The 18,223-nt window shown below is 63.3% G+C and carries 20 protein-coding genes; 7 read left to right on the forward strand and 13 right to left on the reverse strand.

Annotation, left to right across the window (positions count from 1 at the left end; genetic code table 11):
- Positions 1-18: 18 nt before the first annotated feature.
- The 6 genes from AC0YKC_RS14655 to AC0YKC_RS14680 all read right to left on the reverse strand — a co-directional run bounded on the left by AC0YKC_RS14655 (position 19) and on the right by AC0YKC_RS14680 (position 6,227).
- Complete coding sequence (locus tag AC0YKC_RS14655; protein WP_488511552.1) at positions 19-1,404, reverse strand: aldehyde dehydrogenase family protein; 1,386 nt, start codon at positions 1,402-1,404, stop codon at positions 19-21.
- Positions 1,405-1,418: 14 nt separating this feature from the next.
- Positions 1,419-1,838 (reverse strand): type II toxin-antitoxin system VapC family toxin, encoded by a 420-nt coding sequence (locus AC0YKC_RS14660; RefSeq protein ID WP_320293077.1) that lies wholly within the window; start codon positions 1,836-1,838, stop codon positions 1,419-1,421.
- Positions 1,828-2,307 (reverse strand): DUF7662 domain-containing protein, encoded by a 480-nt coding sequence (locus AC0YKC_RS14665; protein WP_434723911.1) that lies wholly within the window; start codon positions 2,305-2,307, stop codon positions 1,828-1,830. The genes AC0YKC_RS14660 and AC0YKC_RS14665 overlap by 11 nt, the downstream gene beginning before the upstream one ends.
- A gap of 72 nt (positions 2,308-2,379) precedes the next feature.
- Positions 2,380-3,750: a glutamine synthetase family protein gene (locus AC0YKC_RS14670; RefSeq protein ID WP_320293075.1), complete on the reverse strand. Its 1,371-nt coding sequence runs from the start codon at positions 3,748-3,750 to the stop codon at positions 2,380-2,382.
- 100 nt (positions 3,751-3,850) lie between these two features.
- Positions 3,851-5,386 carry an amino acid permease gene (locus tag AC0YKC_RS14675; protein WP_320293074.1) on the reverse strand — a complete coding sequence of 512 codons (1,536 nt, stop codon included), beginning with the start codon at positions 5,384-5,386 and terminating at the stop codon, positions 3,851-3,853.
- A 22-nt stretch (positions 5,387-5,408) separates the two neighbouring features.
- Positions 5,409-6,227 carry an N-formylglutamate amidohydrolase gene (locus AC0YKC_RS14680; protein ID WP_434723912.1) on the reverse strand — a complete coding sequence of 273 codons (819 nt, stop codon included), beginning with the start codon at positions 6,225-6,227 and terminating at the stop codon, positions 5,409-5,411.
- Positions 6,228-6,373: 146 nt separating this feature from the next.
- Here AC0YKC_RS14680 and AC0YKC_RS14685 point away from each other — a divergent pair, with 146 nt between their 5' ends.
- Entirely contained in the window at positions 6,374-7,198 is an 825-nt protein-coding gene (locus AC0YKC_RS14685) for a MurR/RpiR family transcriptional regulator (protein ID WP_488511553.1), read from the forward strand.
- A gap of 251 nt (positions 7,199-7,449) precedes the next feature.
- Here AC0YKC_RS14685 and AC0YKC_RS14690 read toward each other — a convergent pair whose 3' ends face one another.
- The 6 genes from AC0YKC_RS14690 to AC0YKC_RS14715 all read right to left on the reverse strand — a co-directional run bounded on the left by AC0YKC_RS14690 (position 7,450) and on the right by AC0YKC_RS14715 (position 13,310).
- Positions 7,450-7,860: a GtrA family protein gene (locus AC0YKC_RS14690; protein WP_488511554.1), complete on the reverse strand. Its 411-nt coding sequence runs from the start codon at positions 7,858-7,860 to the stop codon at positions 7,450-7,452.
- On the reverse strand, positions 7,857-8,675 hold the full coding sequence (locus AC0YKC_RS14695; RefSeq protein ID WP_434723914.1) for a ChbG/HpnK family deacetylase: 819 nt from the start codon (positions 8,673-8,675) through the stop codon (positions 7,857-7,859). Before AC0YKC_RS14695 ends, AC0YKC_RS14690 begins: the two co-directional genes overlap by 4 nt.
- Complete coding sequence (locus AC0YKC_RS14700) at positions 8,672-9,640, reverse strand: glycosyltransferase family 2 protein (RefSeq protein ID WP_434723915.1); 969 nt, start codon at positions 9,638-9,640, stop codon at positions 8,672-8,674. The genes AC0YKC_RS14695 and AC0YKC_RS14700 overlap by 4 nt, the downstream gene beginning before the upstream one ends.
- The gene (locus tag AC0YKC_RS14705; RefSeq protein ID WP_488511556.1) at positions 9,633-10,799 is read right to left on the reverse strand and encodes a glycosyltransferase 87 family protein; all 1,167 of its coding nucleotides are present in this window, start codon (positions 10,797-10,799) and stop codon (positions 9,633-9,635) included. Before AC0YKC_RS14705 ends, AC0YKC_RS14700 begins: the two co-directional genes overlap by 8 nt.
- Before the next feature lie 226 nt (positions 10,800-11,025).
- Complete coding sequence (locus AC0YKC_RS14710; protein WP_488511557.1) at positions 11,026-12,063, reverse strand: zinc-binding dehydrogenase; 1,038 nt, start codon at positions 12,061-12,063, stop codon at positions 11,026-11,028.
- A gap of 5 nt (positions 12,064-12,068) precedes the next feature.
- Positions 12,069-13,310 carry an acyl-CoA dehydrogenase family protein gene (locus AC0YKC_RS14715; RefSeq protein WP_488511558.1) on the reverse strand — a complete coding sequence of 414 codons (1,242 nt, stop codon included), beginning with the start codon at positions 13,308-13,310 and terminating at the stop codon, positions 12,069-12,071.
- Positions 13,311-13,425: 115 nt separating this feature from the next.
- Here AC0YKC_RS14715 and AC0YKC_RS14720 point away from each other — a divergent pair, with 115 nt between their 5' ends.
- The 6 genes from AC0YKC_RS14720 (at position 13,426) to AC0YKC_RS14745 (ending at position 17,890) form a co-directional block, all read left to right on the forward strand.
- Positions 13,426-14,241, forward strand: a complete 816-nt coding sequence (locus AC0YKC_RS14720; protein ID WP_488511559.1) for an SDR family oxidoreductase — start codon at positions 13,426-13,428, stop codon at positions 14,239-14,241.
- Positions 14,242-14,293: 52 nt separating this feature from the next.
- Positions 14,294-14,773 carry a MaoC family dehydratase gene (locus tag AC0YKC_RS14725; RefSeq protein WP_430699199.1) on the forward strand — a complete coding sequence of 160 codons (480 nt, stop codon included), beginning with the start codon at positions 14,294-14,296 and terminating at the stop codon, positions 14,771-14,773.
- Positions 14,770-15,807, forward strand: a complete 1,038-nt coding sequence (locus AC0YKC_RS14730; RefSeq protein ID WP_488511560.1) for a phosphotransferase family protein — start codon at positions 14,770-14,772, stop codon at positions 15,805-15,807. The genes AC0YKC_RS14725 and AC0YKC_RS14730 overlap by 4 nt, the downstream gene beginning before the upstream one ends.
- A 17-nt stretch (positions 15,808-15,824) precedes the next feature.
- The gene (locus AC0YKC_RS14735) at positions 15,825-16,601 is read left to right on the forward strand and encodes an SDR family NAD(P)-dependent oxidoreductase (RefSeq protein ID WP_488511561.1); all 777 of its coding nucleotides are present in this window, start codon (positions 15,825-15,827) and stop codon (positions 16,599-16,601) included.
- 241 nt (positions 16,602-16,842) lie between these two features.
- Entirely contained in the window at positions 16,843-17,487 is a 645-nt protein-coding gene (locus AC0YKC_RS14740) for a TetR/AcrR family transcriptional regulator (RefSeq protein WP_488511562.1), read from the forward strand.
- A gap of 169 nt (positions 17,488-17,656) precedes the next feature.
- Positions 17,657-17,890, forward strand: a complete 234-nt coding sequence (locus AC0YKC_RS14745; protein ID WP_320293061.1) for a DUF680 domain-containing protein — start codon at positions 17,657-17,659, stop codon at positions 17,888-17,890.
- A gap of 85 nt (positions 17,891-17,975) precedes the next feature.
- Here AC0YKC_RS14745 and AC0YKC_RS14750 read toward each other — a convergent pair whose 3' ends face one another.
- On the reverse strand, positions 17,976-18,200 hold the full coding sequence (locus AC0YKC_RS14750; RefSeq protein ID WP_488511563.1) for a hypothetical protein: 225 nt from the start codon (positions 18,198-18,200) through the stop codon (positions 17,976-17,978).
- Between the last annotated feature and the right edge of the window lie 23 nt (positions 18,201-18,223).

Here is an 18,223-nt window from a genome sequence, read left to right on the forward strand (position 1 = left end):
GTCTTGTCTTTCAAAAAGTCAGATTGCTTCGCGCAGGTGATAGGATTTTGGCCGGGTCAGATTGTCGTAGCCGATGGCCGAAAGGGCTGCGCCCTTGCCGGTGTCCTTGACGCCGGTCCAGACCAGCGCCGGGTCGAGATAGTCGCAGCGGTTCATGAACACTGTGCCGGTTTCGACGCGGTCGCCGATCACCACCGCGCGCTCGGTGTCGCGGGTCCAGATCGAGGCCGTCAGCCCATAGGGGCTGTCGTTCATCAGCGCGATCGCCTCCTCGTCGTTGCGCACCTTCATGATGCCGACGATCGGCCCAAAACTTTCCTCGCGCATGACGCTCATCTGGTGATCGACTTCGGTCAGCACCTCCGGCGCCAGATAGGGCGAGCCGGCCCTGTCGTTCTCGACCTTCATGTCGATATGCGCCCTGGCGCCCTTGCGCAGTGCCTCGGCCTTCTGCTCGCGGATCAGGTCGGCGAAACGCGCCTGCGCCATCGGCCCCATGGTGGTCGCCTGCTCCAGCGGATTGCCGACGACATAGTTCCTGGTCTCGGCGACAAAGCCCTCGACGAATTCGTCATAGACCTTCTCATGCACATAGACGCGCTCGATGCCGCAGCAGCACTGGCCGGAATTGAAGAAAGCGCCATCGACCAGGTTGGCGACCGCATGGTCCATCTTGGCGTCGGGCAGCACATAGGCCGGGTCCTTGCCGCCGAGCTCGAGGCCGAGCGTCATGAAAGTGCCGGCCGCGGCCTTCTCGATGGCGCGGCCGCCGCCGACCGAGCCGGTGAAGTTGACATGATCGATCTTGCCGGAGCCGAGCAGCTTCTCGGTCTGGGCGTGGTTCATGACCAGGTTCTGGAACAGCCCCTTGGGCAGGCCGGCCTTGTCGAAAGCCCGTTGGAAGCGCTCGCCGACCAGCAACGTCTGCGCGGCATGCTTGAGGATGACGGCGCTGCCCGCCATCAAGGCCGGCACGATGGTGTTGACCGCGGTGAGATAGGGATAGTTCCAAGGCGCGATCACCAGCACGACGCCGAGCGGCACCTTCTTCACATAGCGGCGGAAGCCGTCCTTCGGATTGGAGGCCAGGACCGGCTTCAGCGCGGCTTCGGCGATCTCGACCATGTAGCTGGTGCGTTCCTTGACGCCGCCGAACTCGCCGCCATAGCGCACCGGCCGTCCCATCTGCCAGGCGATCTCGGGCACGATCTCGTCGGTCATGGCGACCAGCGCCTCGAGCATCGCCAGCATGTACTTGCCGCGTTCGACGACCGGCGTCTCGGCCCATTTCTCCTGCGCCGCCCTGGCGCGCTCGACCGCCGCGTTGATCGCCTGGTCGGTCGCGACCGGCCGCTCGGCATAGATCGAGCCGTCGATGGGGGATTTGAGTTTTACCGTTTCCAAGAAGACGTCTCCAATCAACAAGGTACTGTTTTGACGAAGCCCGCCGCGCCATAGGCGAGGATGGCGCGATCGCGGGTGATGATTTCCAGGTTCCTCGAACGGGCCGTCGCTATGATGATCCGGTCCGTCGGGTCATTGTGAACGGCGCCGGGCAGAAACGACGATTCGACCAAGAGCTCGCTGTCGATCCCCTCGACGCTGGTGGCACCGGCTTTCACGAACCCTTCGAACCATGCAAGCGGCGACTTGATGAACGGAAGCCGGCCCTTGGAGACGAGCATTCCGATTTCCCAGGCCGACATGACCGAAACAGCGATCACGCCACCGTTCTTTCGCGTGCTGGCCACCTTATCAACGGCCGCTCTTGCGACCGGCTGTTCGGTCGACAGCCACAGCATGAAGCACGTGTCCAGCAATATCCCATCAGTCGTCATACACTTTGCCCCAGTCCGGATCCGCAGGGGCGGTGTAGTCGACGTCGGGAAGAAGCGTGAGAGTCCCGGCCATGCATCCAAACAGCGGATCGCCGCCCCGAGGCGGCACGATATAGTCTTGGCTCTTGCCGCTCATGTCCGGTGCGTTCTTGAAACCCACCTTATCCTCCATGAAGCCTGACCGGCGCCCCGAACCTCCTTCCCCGGCTTGCCCCCCTGCCGTTCCTTGCGGAGAACGCCGAAACACCAGTTTTTCGCCGGCGATATTGACCGACTCCGTCTGGAAGCCGGCGGCCAGCCACTCCTTGGTCATCGGATTGTTGCTGGGATTGTTGCTCCACCAAGCGGGATACTGCTTGGACGCCGGTAACCTTTCACCCAGCAGCTTCTCGATGTCGCTGAACGACATCGGGACCCGCTCACCGGCTTGAGCCATAAGATACGAACGCAAAGGCGAGTATTTTCCCATTTTTTACGCTCCCGAACCTAACTAAGCTGGAACTACAGCTTTAGTTAGGTTCAGTCAACGCCTATTACAGCTTTAGTATCGCTCGAACCCTCTGTGCAGTTCCCAATCCGTGATGCGGCGGTCGTATTCGAACTGCTCCCAGCGGGCGGTGTGCACATAGTGCTCAATCACGTCGTCGCCGAAGGCCTGCTTCAGCATTTTCGACTTGGCCAGCGTCTCGGTGGCGTCGCGCAATGTCTTCGGGATCTCAGGCAGGCGCGAGGCCTGATAGGCGTCGCCGACGAACGGCTTCTGCAACTCAAGCTTCTCGTCGATGCCGGCGAGGCCGGACGCGATCAGGGCGGCGAAGGCGAGATACGGATTGAGATCGGCGCCGCCGATGCGGCATTCCATGCGGATGCCCTTGGTGCCCTCGCCGCAGAGCCGGAAGCCGGCGGTACGGTTGTCCTCGCTCCACATGATCTTGGTCGGCGCGAAGGTGCCCGCCTGGAAGCGCTTGTAGGAATTGATGTAGGGCGCCAGGAACCAAGTGAATTCCTTGGCGTATTTGAGCTGTCCGGCGGCCCATTGCTGGCCGAGGCTCGACAGCGTCCAGTCGGCTTGTCTGTCGAAGAACAGCGGAGTCTTGCCGTCCGCGCTCCACAGCGAATTGTGGATGTGGCTGGAATTGCCGGCGAGGCCGTAATTGTACTTGGCCATGAAGGAGATGGCCTTGCCCTCGGAATCGGCGATCTCCTTGGCGCCGTTCTTCAGGATGACGTGGCGGTCGGCCATGTCGAGCGCCTCGGCATAGCGCACATTGATCTCTTCCTGGCCCGGTCCCCACTCGCCCTTGGAGTTCTCGATCGGAATGCCGGCAGCTTCCATCTCGTTGCGAAGCCGGCGCATGACGCCTTCTTCCTTGCTGGTGATGCCGATCTGGTAATCGCCGATATAGGGCGACGCGCTATCGAGCCCCTGCCAGTGCTTCTTGCGCGCCGAATCGTAGGTTTCGCTGAACAGGTAGAATTCGAGCTCGGAGGCGAAATAGCCGATATAGCCGCGCTCCTGCAGGCGCTTGACCTGCTTCTTCAGGATCGCGCGGGGGGAGTGTGCCAAATCGTCATGCGTGTGATGGTCGAGCACGTCGCAGATGACCAGCGCCGTCTTTTCCAGCCACGGAATGCGACGCAGCGTCGACAGGTCAGGCTTCATGACGAAGTCGCCATAGCCCTTCGACCAGCTTGCCGCCTTGTAGCCCGGCACCGGCTCCATATCGATGTCGCAGGCCAAGAGATAGTTGCAGCCATGCGTCTCGCCATGCGCGGAATCGACGAAATACTGGGCCAGAAAGCGTTTTCCCGCGAGCCGGCCCTGCATATCGACGATGCAGGCCAGCACCGTGTCGATCTCGCCGTTCGAGACCGCTTTCTTCAACTGATCGAACGAGAAATTTCCGGCCATTCCTTTGGCGCTCCAGTGCTTGTCTTTTCGGGCTTGTCAGATGAGGAACATTAAGAAAACCATGGCCGGCGCGATGCCGGCCATGGCTCGATGGTCGATTTCACTGACCGGTTTCGCCTACTGCCACTTCGGCTGCCGCAATTTCCGCCTGACGACGAGCAATATCGGCGCCGATCGGCGGGCCCTTGAACCGCCGGGATTCGAGGCCGAACCACAGCACCGCGAGAAGGATGATCAAACCGATGGCATAGTTGATCAAGATATCGAAGGGCGGTTGGATACCGGCATACATCAGGACCAGAACGCCAAGGACGGTGATAATGGCGAACGGCTTGGACCACATGCCCAGACGGAACGGACCGAATTCGGTCCAGGTCTTGCCTTCCGCAAGAAGGCCAGCCGCCACCGGCATCGCATAAGACACATAGAGGAACAGGGCGCAGCCGGCCGCCAACGCTGCGAAAGCCGGCGAGTAAAGCGTGGCGGCGATCGACAGCACGACGCCGAGCCAGATGGCCGGGACGGGCGTGCGCCAGGTCGGCGAAACCTGCTTCCACAGTGACGACCCCGGCAGGCCTCCGTCGCGCGAAAAGGCGAAGATCATGCGTGAGGTCGACGTGAGCCCGGCCAGCGCGCACAGATAGTTCGACAGCACGATTGAGATGCCGAGCAGGTCTTTCAACCAGGTCGGCGCCGGCAGGTTGTTGAACAGGTTGAACCAGGCATTGCCGCCGTCCTTTGCGGTCGCCGCCAGATCTGGGCTGGCCAGCACGAAGGAGACGGCCATGACGAAGCCGAAGATGAGCGACCACAGCACTGCATGGATCATGCCTCTCGGCACCGCGACGCGGGCGTTGTGGGTTTCCTCGGCGGTATGCGCCGAGGCGTCGAAGCCGGTGATCGTATAGAGCGGATAGAGAAGGCCGATCAGGAAGGCCACGAACGCGGTTCGGGCCGTCGGAACATAGCCGCCGCCCAGATCGCCGGTCGTGTTGACGAAAGTCGTCAACCGCGAAAGATCGAAGCCATGCGCGCCCCAGATCAGGAAGGTCAGCGTCAGCACCACCGCGACGACGAGGATGAGATAGCCGGAAAAGTCGGTCAGCCTCGTCGTCGTCTTGATGCCTAGATGATTGAACAGGCCTTGGGTGACGGTAATGATGACGACCGCCGCCGTCTGTTGCCAGAAGCCCCAGGTCGAGGTGTCCAGGCCGAGGATCGGACCAGCGACCAGCCCTTGGAACAACAGATAGACACCGACATTGACCGAAGCGACGACGAAGATCAGGCCGAGCAGATTGATCCAGGCCGTGGCCCAGCCCCAGCCGCGCCCACCGAGAATCGAGGACCAGTGGTATAAACCGCCGGCGGTAGGATAGGCCGAGCCGATCTGGCCGAGCGAAGCGGCGACGACAAGGGCGAACAGGCCACCTACGAGCCAGCCGATGGTCGCCTCAAAACCGCTGCCGGTGGCCATGGCCAGCGGGAACGATGTGATGCCGCCAGCCAGGATGCAAATGATCGAAAAGGAAATGGCAAAGTTGGAGAAGCCGCCCATGCGGCGCGCCAATTCCTGGGCGTAACCCATGCTGTGAAGGATTTTTACGTCCTCCGACTTGTGATCCGGTGTTGTCATGTTGGAAGTCCCCTATTGGTTTTTAGCTGGCCGATTGTACTGACTTTCCCATTGTGCGTTGTCGGGAGCCCCTGGCCTCCTCGGGCTCCAGGTTAGAAAAGATGCCGGTGAGCAGATCCGCCCATTTCCGCTGTCCGGTCTCGCCGGCGATTTCGTCGTTGCGGATTTCGATCATCGCGCAGGGCAGCCCGCGCGAGCGCGCATGCCGTTCCAGCGTGAAATAGACGCGGTCGGCCGGCGAATAGGGTTCGTTGACGCCTACTGTGACGCCGGAGAGCCGCCGCAGCGCCGATATCAGCGGCGCAGCCAGGCGGCGATCCTCGTCATGGATGATGCCGATATGCCATGGCCGGCTTTTGCCCTTGTAGATCGGCGTGAAGGAGTGGACCGACACCAGCCGCGTCTCCTGGCCGCGCGCCAGCCGCCGTTCGACGATTTGGGCAATCGTGTCGTGGAACGGGCGCCAGGCAAGGTCGATGCGCGCGGCGCGCTGCTTGTCGGACAAGCCCGAATTTCCGGGAATGGCTGTCGTTTCGCTGACCGGCGGAACGAGGTCCGGCGCGTCGAGCGGCCGGTTGCAATCGATGACCAGCCGCGACACACGGGTCTCTATCAAGGTCGCGTCCAGCGCCTCGGCCATGCGGAGTGCGACAGGAAGCGCGCCCGGGTCCCAGGCGATATGGCGCGAAAGGTCCGCAGCCGGCAGGCCAAGCGTTCCGAACTCGGCGGGCAGGACGTTGGAAGCGTGGTCGCAGGTGAAGACGAAAGGACTGAGTCCGCCAGGGTTGGTCACCCTTACGGTTTCATACGGTGCAAGGCTGGCGGGCCGTGCTTTCTCCATACTGCCGTCCCCTGGGGAGCGCTGTATCGTATGTTACGTATTTTGCCTCATTGCGTCCCTGTGAATGATTTCATACAGTTTGACCGGCTTTGTCAAACGCGAATTCGGGAAAACGGCGTCGGCGGGCCAACAGGCGGGGGAAAACCATGGTTTCCAGCATTGCCGAACTGATCTCGGACCGCATCGGCACGATGCCGGCCGGCGAGCGCCGCGCCGCGCAGACGCTGATTGCCAACTATCCTTTGACCGGGCTGAAGACCGTCGCCGAATTCTCGACCGCGGCCGGCGTGTCCTCGCCGACGATCTTGCGCTTCGTCGCCAGGCTCGGTTTCCAGAACTATCCTGAATTCCAGTCGGCGCTGCAGGATGAGCTGGCGGCGCAATTGCAGTCGCCCGCTTCGCGCACGCTCAATCCGTCCTCGGCCGGCGGCGCCGCCTCGCCGATGCTCGAGGCGACGCTCGACAACATGCGCGAGACCTTCCGGCATCTCACCGACAAGCAGCTCGCCGACATCGCCGCGCGGCTCGCCGAGCGGCGCGGCAAGACCTTCCTCATCGGTGGTCGCTTCACCGATCCGCTGGCGCGCTACATGGCCGCCCACCTGGCCATCATCCAGCCGGACGTCTATCATCTCGCCGGCCAGGAGAGCATCTGGCGCGACCGCCTGATCGACATGGGCAAGCGCGACGTTCTGGTGATCTTCGACATCCGCCGCTACCAGGAAAGTCTCGTCCGCTTTGCCGAGAAGGCACATCACCGCGGCGTGCAGATCATTCTGTTCACCGACCAATGGCTTTCGCCGATCGCCCGCTTCGCCCGCCACGTGATCGCCGGGCGCACCGCCGTGCCTTCGGCCTGGGATTCGTCCGCCGCCCTGTTCGTCGTCGTTGAGACGTTGATCGGTGCTGTGACCAGGCAGTTGGAAGCCGCCGGCGCCAAGCGCATCCGCGACCTGGAGAGCTTGCGCTAATGCAGTTGCCCAGAAGCGCGCAACGGTTCCGGGGCGACGACATCCATCAAAACTAAAGACCTGAAGCGCGTCGCCCAAAATTCGTTTCAGTGTGACACGCTTTAGCACATCCGGCCCCCGCGAAAACGCGGCAAGGATCGGGACCGCGGCGGCAATCCGGCTTTACATCGACCATGATACCGAAAAGTGGGACCCGGTTTTCGGAAAGATCATGGTTGGATCAGGCCCTGACGCGGAGCCGGCCGCGTAGACTATTTCAACAGCCGGCCCTCGATCGACCAGCGCGCCGCCAGGAAGTTCAGCACAGCCGCCACCAGGACGCCGATGATCTTGGCCGGCCACACGCCGACGGTCCCGGCCAGGACGGCGATCGAGAGGCTGGAGACGCCAAGCGAAATCAGCGCTCCCAGCGAGACGAAGCGCAGGAAGGAATGGTGCAGCCGGATGTTCGGGTCCCGCTCGAACGACCAGAAGCCGTTCGCCACGAAGGAGAAGAGCACGGCGACGAACCAGGCGCCGACATTGGCGGCCAAAGCCGGCACCGCGAGCTTGAGCAGCAGGAAAAAAGCGGCGAGGTCGATGCCGGTGTTGACCAGCCCGACCATGGCGAAGCGGACGATCTTGTTGCCGGTCGAACGCTGCGGCTGGCCGGCGCCGGTCATGCGCGACCGTCCATGACGCGAGTTCCGGCCTTGTCGAGGCTGACGCCGAAATCCTGCGAGGAAAGAACCGTGAACTCGGCCTCACGTGCGCCCTGCATCGGGTCGCGAGCGCGCAACACGTCATCGACATGGCCCGGATGGCACATGAACACCCCTTGTTCTGGCAAGGTGTCGAGCGCGGCGCGCAGCGTCGAAGCGAATTTCTCCGGCTGTCGCCAGTCATAGATGCCGGAAAGCGGCGTCATGAGGCTGAAGCCCGCCCGTTGCATCGCTCTGTTGAAGCCCGCGGCCAGAGTGGCGATCGCCGCGACCTTGGCCGCCGCGTCCAGGCCGGAAAACCCTGGCGCGCCTCGTAGCGCGGGCCTGCGTGCGCTTTCTCCAAAACGCGCGAGCAGCCAATGTCGTACCACGGGAAGGAAATGCACATGCTGGTGCCCGTCGATGTGGTCCGGCGGGCCGGCCAGCGCTTCGGTGAAGCGGTCGTACTGGGCGTCGAGCTCGGCATGAACGTCCCGCTCGTCGATGCGCCCGCGCCGCACCGGCAGCGCAAGCGAGGCAAGTCCGGGCAATTTGCCTTCCGGCGCCAGGCTGGACGAACCGGTCACCGCGATCTGATCGGTGAGGGTGAGGTGCAGCCCGACGGCCGCCCGTTGACGCAACGGCCTGATGCGCGCCGCCGCCTCCTCCCATTCGGGAAAGCCGGTCATGCAACTGGTGCCGGTCAGGCGGCCGCGCTCGATGAGGTCGAGGATCGCGCTCGATACCCCCGGCGCCAGGCCGTAGTCGTCGGCGATCAGGCGGATCGACCTGGTCATTTGTCGGCGGCAACCCGCTCGGCGGCATTGCCATGCAGGACGTCGCGCACGATGTAGACGGGCCGGTCCTTGCTTTCGCTGAGCGTCACCCAGACATACTCGCCGATCAGGCCGAGCAGCGCCAGGTTGAGACCGCCCAGCAGCACGACGGCGACCATGATGCTGGGGTAGCCAGGCACGGCGATGCCGTAGAACAGCACCTCGAAGAGCACTTTCACGCCATAGGCGAGACCGGCAAATGCCCCCAGCAATCCGATGAGGCTGATGACGCGCAGCGGGATCACGGAGAACGAGGTGAACCCTTCGAGCGAGAACGCGATCAGGTTGAACCTTGTCCACTTCGACGTGCCGCCGGCGCGGTTCTCCGGCGAGTAGAGCACCGCCTTCTGGCGGAAGCCGGCCCAGGCGAACAGGCCCTTGTTGAAACGGCGCTTGTCGCGCACGCTGGTCAAGGCCCGCGCCACCGCGCCGCGCATGACGCGGAAGTCCCCGGCATTCTCGGGAATATCGAAACGCTGGCTGCTGTTGATCAGCTTGTAGAAAAGCCGCGCCAGCTGGCTGCGCCGCCAGCTCCCCTCGCGCCGGTCGTTCTGCGCGTAGACGACATCGATCTCCGGATCCTCGACCAGTTCGCCGATCATCCTCAGGCTGATGTCCATGGAATGCTGGAGGTCGGAGTCCATGATCAGGACCATGTCACCGCGGGAATGATCAAGGCCGGCGAGCACCGCCGCTTCCTTGCCGAAATTGCGGCTGAGCCGCACGATTTCCCAGGAGCCCGACAACGACGCGGCGAATGTCTCGGCACTGCCGTCGCGGCTGCCGTCGTCGACGAGTATCTTGCGGACGGTCATGCCGAAGCGCTCCGCCACGGCCACTTCCAGCCTGTCGAGCAACTCGACGAAGGCGATGGCGGATTCGGCCTCGTTGAAGAAGGGCGCGATGACGTCGAGCATCTCAGCCATGCGCTACAGCTCCGGGGGTCGGCACATTCTGTCGGCCTTGCGTCCAGAACCAGCCGACGAGCAGGCAGGCGATTATGCTGATGCTGATCGGCCGGAACCATAGGTGGAAAAGATCGTGCAGCCGCGGATCGACACTGGTCAGCCCGGTGACGAAGAGGAGCGTTGCCAAAAACCAGCGCATGGCCCCGGCTCCCTTCTCCCGCCACAGCAGGGCGATGCAAAGGCCAGCTGGCACCGCCACCATGGCATAGGTGTTCTGCTCGACCCGCGGATTGAAGACGCACATGTAGAACGCCGCAATGAGGAATATGGCCAGTCCGCTAATGTTGGCGTCCAGCCTGCGGTCGAACTGGAGCACCGCCCACAGCGTAAGCAAACCCGCGACGACGCGCACGATCGTCGCCTGGGATTCCGAAAGCGGCACCCCAAACCGCGTGAAAGGCGCCGTGAAGTCGGCCGGAACGAAGGAACCGGTCGGGTCGACCGTCATCGACGTCAGCATGCGGAAGAAATCCTGGTACTGGGCGTTGATGTAGTCCGCGGGCGCAAAACCATAGGGGATGGCGAGCACGAGAAGGACCGCCAGCGCCAGCACCGGTATCAGCCTGGGACGCAGCGCCCCCACCAGAAGCAGCATGATGATCGCGGTCGGCTTGGCTATGACCGCAAGCGTGGCCCAGAAGAAGCTTTCAGCCCGGCGCCCCTCGAGCGCCGACAGCGTGAGAAACCAGCACGCCCCGGTGAGCAGGATCGTCGCCTGGCCGTTGCGAAGCGCGGCCAGCGCCATCGGCAAGGCGAGGAACAGACCGAAGGACAGCAGCCATGTCTGTTCCTGGCCGCCGATCTTGCGCACCTGACGCATTGCGGCGAAGGTCAGCGCGCCGAAGCCCAGCACGTGCCAAAGAACGCTGCCCAGATGCGGCCCGAGTTTCACCAGGGGAACGTAAAGGGCGGCGAAGGCGGGCGCGTAAAGATACCCCATCGCGGCCTGGACGTGATACAGCGGCTCACGGTTCAGGAAAGCTTCGCTGCCATGTCCGTAGATATGGACCACCGAACGCGTGTCGGGCGACCATAGCGCCAGCCCAAGCACGATCAGAAACGACCCGACCCATAGCCAAAACCCCAAACGGTCGAAAACCGGCTTGGTTACCGTCATAGCGCACCCCGCGTTCCGACCAGGACGGCTTTCCCATCGCCGCCTGGCTTCACCGCCGGCGAGATATCACATCGAAATGGAATAAGACATCCAAGCGTGACTGCTGTCGGCGCGGGGCAAGGGACGGCGCAACAGCGGCATTTTTCCGCCGCTGCCTTGTCGATCACAGCTTTGTGTTCGAGGCTTTGGGCCGCGATCTGAACACCTGCAATCGGCACCCGGGTGCTTACGGCCTGATGAACACCTTTCCGTTGGGCTTGGCGAGCTCGGCCGGAAGCCGCGCCATGGCTGCGTCCAGCGGCACCACCGCCGTGACGTCGGTCGACCAGCGTCCGTCGGAAAAGCGCTTCTGCGCTTCCAGCACCGCCGGGCCCAGCCGGTCGCGGAACTGGCGCATCCATTCGGCCAGCCAGAAACCTTCGACACGCTTGTGCTGGAAGATCAGTTGGCCGGGCTCGCGGATCACCGTCGGCTCGGCGTCGAGCCGGCCGTAGACGATCCAGCGCGCGCGTTTCGGCATGGCGTTGAAGATGGCGGAAGCCAGCGGCCCGGTCACCGCGTCGAGGAAGATGCGCGGCTGCTCTGCCTTCATCGCTTCGCGCAACGCCGCCTCGAAATCTGCCGCCTTCTCGTTGAGCACGTGGGCGGCGCCGAGCTCTTTCAACAGCGGTATCTGCTCGTCGCGACGCACCGTGACGATCGGCCGGAAACCCGCCTCCTTCGCCAACCCGATGATCAGCTTGCAGAGCTGGCTGGCGCCCGCGGTCATGATGAAGGCCTTTTCGCCTTCCTCTCTGACGATGTCGAACATGGCCAAGGCGGTCAGCGGATTGACGATCATCGCGGCGCCATCCTCGTCGCGCACCGTGTCGATGAGCGGGATGCAGGAAGCCGCCTCGGCAACCGCATATTCCGCCCATGCCCCCCAGTTCGAGACGCCGGTGGCGAAGGCAACACGCTTTCCGTCGAGGCTTCTGGCATAGGCGTCGTCTCCGGTGGCGACGACGGTGCCGACGCCTTCGAAACCCGCCGGCCGGCCCTTGACCCGCGGCTGGCCATACTGGCCCTTGATGAAGGCGATATCGGACGGGTTGATCGAGGCGAGGCTGACCTTGATCAGCGCCTGCGACGGACCGGGCGCCGGCACCGCGATGCTGCCGGGCTGGAGATAGGGCTCCATTGCCTCCAGCGCGGCCGCCGAGGGCGTCCTTGTGTAACCGTCGCCGACAAGCAGCAAGCCCCGCATTTGCGATGGAAGCGTCATGATCGTCAGACCTTTTCCTGCGTGTATTTCCTCAGTTCCGTGCGCGCCACCTGCCGCCGGTGCACAGCATCCGGCCCGTCGGCCAGCCGCAACGTCCTCAGATGCGTCCAGGAGCGGGCGAGCGGCGTATCCTGGCTGATGCCTTGCGCGCCGAACATCTGCACCGCCTCGTCGGTGACCTTCAGCGCGACGCGCGGCGCCACTACCTTGATCTGGCTGATCCAGGGCGCGGCGGCGCGCGCATCGCCCTGGTCGATCATCCAGGCCGCCTTGAGGCAGAGCAGCCTCGCCATCTCGATCTCCATCCGGCATTCGGCGATAATGTCGAAATTGGCGCCGAGTTTTGCCAGGGGCTGGCCGAAGGCCTCGCGCCGCACCGAGCGCTGGCACAACATTTCCAGCGCCATCTCGGCCTGGCCGATGGCGCGCATGCAATGGTGGATGCGGCCAGGACCGAGCCTGCCTTGCGCGATCTCGAACCCCCTGCCCTCGCCGAGGATCAGGTTTGCCGCCGGCACCCGCACATTGTCGAATCTGAGATGCATATGGCCGTGCGGCGCGTCGTCGTCGCCATAGACCTGCATTGGCCGCAACTTGCTGATGCCCTTGCTGTCAGCCGGCACCAGGATCATCGAATGCCGTCGATGCTGCGGCTCCGCGTCCGAGCCGGTCCTGACCATGACGATATAGATGGCGCAGCGCGGATCGCCCGCTCCGGAAGCCCACCATTTCTCGCCGTTCAGCACATAGTCGTCGCCCTGCCGCTCGCAACGCATCGAAATGTTCGTCGCGTCCGAGGAGGCGACGTCCGGCTCGGTCATCAGATAGGCCGAGCGAATCTTGCCCTCGAGCAGCGGCTCCAGCCAGTCTCGCTTGTGCGCTTCCGAGCCGTAACGCTCCAGCACTTCCATGTTGCCGGTGTCGGGCGCCGAGCAGTTGAAAGTCTCGGCGCCGAGATGCGCCTTGCCCATCTCTTCCGCCAGATAGGCATATTCGACAGTGGAAAGACCATAGCCGCGCCCGGAGTCGGTCAGCCAGAAATTCCACAGCCCGCGCTCCCGCGCCGTCTTCTTCAGGCCTTCCAGGATTTCCGTTTGCCTCGCCGTATAGGACCAGCGGTCGCCACCCTTGCCGATCTCGGCGAGAAATTCCTCGCCGAGCGGCGCGATCTCGTCGCGCACCATCGCCGCCACGCGCTGATGGATTGGCTTCAGCCGCTCGCTCATGCCGAGATTCATATCCGTCATCGCTTACGGCCTTTCCGAAGATAGATCTTTACCCGTGGCAAGGATGACCGTACTTCGGCTAGCCTTGTCAACGCGAGTCCCTCGCCGGTTTGATCGAGATGTGCGGAGAAATGCAATGAGCTATCTGGACAAGCTGTTCTCGGTCGCCGGCAAGACCGCGCTGGTGACGGGTGCGGCGACCGGCATCGGCCGCATGGTGGCAACCGGTCTGGTCCGCGCCGGCGCTCATGTGATGATCGCCTCGCGCAAGGGTAAGGATTGCACGAAAGTCGCCAACGACTTGAACGCGCTCGGCGGCTCCGGCCATGCCGAGGGCTTCGCCGGCGACGTGTCCAGCGAAGCGGGCATCGCCGCTTTAGTCGCCGAGGTCAAGGCGCGCACGGAGCACCTGCACATCCTGGTCAACAATGCCGGCATTTCCTGGGGCGCACCGCTGCAGGATTTCCCTTACCACGCCTGGGCCAAGGTGTTCGGCGTCAATGTCACCGCCGTCTTCCACCTGACGCGGGAGCTGTTGCCGTTGCTCGACGCCGCCGCGAGCCAGGAGGATCCTGCCCGCGTCATCAATCTCGGCTCGGTGATGGGCACCCAGCCGCTGGCCGACGATGCCTATTCCTACGCGGCCTCGAAAGCGGCGGTGCATCATTTGACACGCACGCTGGCGATCGAGTTCGCCGCCCGCCACATCACCGTCAACGCCTTTGCACCGGGTCCTTTCCAGAGCCGGATGACGGCGTTTGCCACCGCGACCGAGGAGCAGGCGAAACATGTCGGTAACCATGTTCCGCTCGGCCGCATCGGCGTGGCGGATGACATTGCCGGCGCAACGCTTTATTTGTGCAGCCGAGCCGGAAGCTATGTCACCGGTGCCATCCTGCCGATCGACGGCGGCCAGTCGGTGCAGCATGGAATGACGTTGTTCAAGGAATAAGACGCCCGGTTCGAGGAACCGTAGTCCGGGCGGGGGTGCGGAGGACATCAGCGTGGAACCGATCAGTCTCGATACGCTTCTGGCAAGCGTCGGCAAGGAGGTCGGCGTCTCGCCCTGGCGAACGGTGACGCAGCGCATGATCGACCAGTTCGCCGATGCGACCGACGACCACCAGTTCATCCATTGCGATCCGGAGCGCGCCGAGCGCGAGACGCCTTTCGGCGGCACCATCGCGCATGGTTTCCTGTCGCTGTCGCTTCTGTCGGCAATGACCTTCGAGACCATGCCGCCGCTGGAGAACGGCAAGATGGGCGTCAACCACGGTTTCGATACGCTGCGCTTCCTGGCGCCGGTGAAGACCGGCTCGCGCATCCGCACCCATTTCGTGCTGGCGGACGTCAAGGTGAGGCCCTCGGGCTGGGTGCAGACCGCGCATGACGTGACCATCGAGATCGAAGGCTCGAAGAAGCCGGCGCTGACGGCGCGTTGGCTGACCTTGACGCTGATCGAGCGCCAGCCCGAGAACGCATGAGCAGCGAGGCCGGTGCCATAGACCAGGCGGCGCTAGCGCCCTATCTCGAGGCGCATATCCCGGGTTTTGCCAGCCTGTCCGCGATCGAAAAATTCAAATCCGGGCAATCCAATCCGACCTATCTTTTGACCGCCGCCAGTGGCCGCTATGTGCTGCGCGCCAAGCCGCCGGGACAACTGCTGAAATCCGCGCATCAGGTCGACCGCGAATTCCGGGTCATGCGGGCGCTCGCCGGCACGACTGTGCCGGTGCCGCGCATGCTGCATCTGTCGGGCGAGGACTCTCCGATCGACCGCATGTTCTACGTCATGGAATATCTCGACGGCCGCATCTTCTGGGATCCGTCGCTGCCTGAGGTTTCGGGCAATGAAGAGCGTGCCGCGATCTACGACGCGATGAACGCGACGCTTGCCGCCCTGCACGATGTCGATGTCGGCGCCGTCGGCCTTGGCGATTTCGGCAAGCCCGGCAGCTATTTCGAGCGCCAGCTCGCGCGCTGGGCCGGCCAATACCGGGCCTCCGAAACCGAAACCATAGCCGATATCGACAGGCTGATTGCATGGCTCGAAACGCATATGCCGGCCGATGACGGCCGCGTGTCGCTTGTCCATGGCGACTATCGGCTGGACAACATGATGTTCGCGCCCGATGCGCCGAAAGTCATCGCGCTGCTCGACTGGGAGCTGTCGACGCTCGGCCACCCCTTCGCCGACCTCGCCTATCAATGCATGCAATGGCGCCTGCCGCATGCCTCGGGCTTTCGCGGCCTTGACGGCGTCGACCGCGCCGCTGCCGGCCTGCCTTCCGAGGAGGCCTATGTCGCGGCCTATTGCAGGCGGCGCGGCATCCAGAAGATCGACAACTGGACCTTCTTCCTCGCCTTCTCGTTCTTCCGGCTGGCGGCGATCTGCCAGGGCGTCTATCGCCGCGCGCTGGACGGCAACGCCTCCAATCCGGAAAAGGCAAAGACCTATGGCGAGGCGGTGAAGCTGCTTGCCGCGCTTGCGGCGGAACTAATCGACGAGAACAGGTGAAAGCGGAGAGCCGAGCGATGGGCCGTTTCGATGGGATGACGGTGCTGATCACCGGCGCGACCGGCGGCCTCGGCAGCGGCGCGGCAAAAGCCTTCGCCACCGAAGGGGCGCGGCTCGTGCTCTCTGATATCGACGAGACTGCGCTCGGCGGTTTCGCCGCAACGCTCGACGCCGAGACTGCTCACCTTGCCGGCAACATTGCCGACGAAAAACTCTCGGAGGACCTGGTGAAGCTTGCCGTTCAAAAATTCGGCCGGCTCGACATCGCCGTCAACAATGCCGGCATCGTGCACGCCTTCGTGCGCCTGCCACAGGTGACCTCGGAGGAAGCGCGCCGCGTGGTCGAGGTCGACCTGCTCGGCGTGTTCTATGCCATGAAGCACCAGATCCCTCAGTTGGAACGGCAGTTCAGGGAAAGCGGCAAGGGCGGCGTCATCGTCAACATCGCCTCGGTCGCCGGTCTCTCCGGCGCGCCGAAGCTTTCGGTCTATGCCGCCGCCAAGCACGGCGTCGTCGGGCTGACCCACTCTGCCGCCGCGGAATATGCCAGCAAAGGGATCCGCATCAACGCCGTCTGCCCGGCCCACACCCGCACGGCGATGGTCGACGGTTTCGTGCGTTTCACCGGAGCGCCCGAAGCCGAAGCGCTTGCCGAGCTTACGCGCGGCGTGCCGATGAAGCGCGTCGGCGAGGTCGATGAGATCACCACCGGCATCCTGTTCCTTGCCGACCCCGGCAACTCCTTCATGACCGGCCATGCGCTGGCGCTCGACGGCGGCATCGGCGCCATTTGAACGTGCTGGGGAACGGCTAGAGCAATTCCAGGAAAAGGTGATCGGTTTTCCGTTCGGAATTGCGTAAAAACAAAGAGATAGAGCGTTTCGCCGTTTCCGTGAAACGGTGAAACGTTCTAGGCTCCGCAATCGCGTTAACCGAAGAGTTTGAACGGACGTTGCGGAACCGGAGCGCTCTCTTGTCCGTTTCCGTACAGCGTATATAATTTCGTCAGGCAACCAACGAAAAAGGCAGCGGACATTGACGCCGAGCGTTCAGAAACGCCGCGAAAAACAAAAGGCGGAGCTTCGCTCCGAACTGGTCGCGGCGGCTCACAAGCTGGTGCAGGAAGAAGGCTATGAGGGCCTGACCATCCGCAAGCTGGCCAAGCGGGTCGGCTATGCGCCGATGTCGGTCTATTCCTATTTCGCCGACAAGCAGGACATCCTCTTCGCGCTGGCCGAAGATGCCTTCGAAACGCTCGCCCGGCGCATCGAGGACCATCCCGCCGACGATCCGGTCGAGGCGCTCAAGGCGGTGATGACCGAATATGCCGCCTTCGGGCTCGGCAATCCCAATGAGTATCGCACCGTCTTCATGACCGAGAAGACCAAGCTGCCCGAGGGCCGCAGCTACGAGGACATGGAAGAGGGCAATCCGGCCATGAAGGTGCTGATCAAACGCGTCGAGGCCTGCGTCGCGGCCGGCAAGCTCAAGGGCGATCCGCGCGCCATCGCGACCATGCTGTGGACGGTCGGCCACGGCACGATTTCGTTGCTGATCACCTTTCCCTTCTATCCTTTCGGCGACCCCGAGACTTACGTGAAGCGCATGTGCAACTTCATGATGGCCTCGCTGTCGGAACACGAAATCCCGCCGCTCACCGAAACCCCGGTCGACTGCTGATCGCCACAGCTGTTTTTGCGCCACCATCGGCTTGATTCGCCGTGGCGAGTTCCTAGGTTCAAAAAAAAGTTGTCGTACACGTACAGATTTCCTCTTGAATTCCGTTTCCGCTCGCCGTATTTGTACGCTGTATCGTACATGTACGAAAAGAGATGACTGGAGACGGAAAATGAAGAAGACCATCCTCACCCTCGCCGCCGTGCTGGCTTTCTCGGGCGCCGCTTTTGCCGGCACGACCCAGTCGGTCAAGCACGCTCCGGCCGCCTGCGTCCAGACCAAGGCCAATGTGGTTCTCGATTGCACCGCCACCGGTTCGGTCGAAAAGGCGGACGCCACCAAGACCCAGACCAAGACCCCGCGCCTTGGCATCGACGTCAGCCCGTGGTTCGTGCCTGGCCTGTAAGTTCTGTCGGGACGATCAATGAAAATGGGCGGCACTTGGCCGCCCTTTTTCGTTTTGCCTGCAGCTTCGAGGACCGGCCCGAAGCCTATTTCTTGGGCCGTTTCGTTCCCGCCACGGCCTTGGCCTTGCCGGGCCTGGCCGGCGCGCCGGGGATGGCGCTGCTGGTGATCGACACCGGGTCACTGGCTGGAAACGTGTCCTCGAGGCCTTCCTCGAGTTCCTCTTCCTCGACCTCGTGATGGCGCTCCTGCTCCAGCGAACGGACTGCCGCCGTCTTCTTCGGCGACTTCGGCGCGGTTCTGGACGGCATCGACAACCTCCCTCGCAAGCTGC

This window comes from Mesorhizobium sp. CNPSo 4661, from assembly GCF_057784215.1.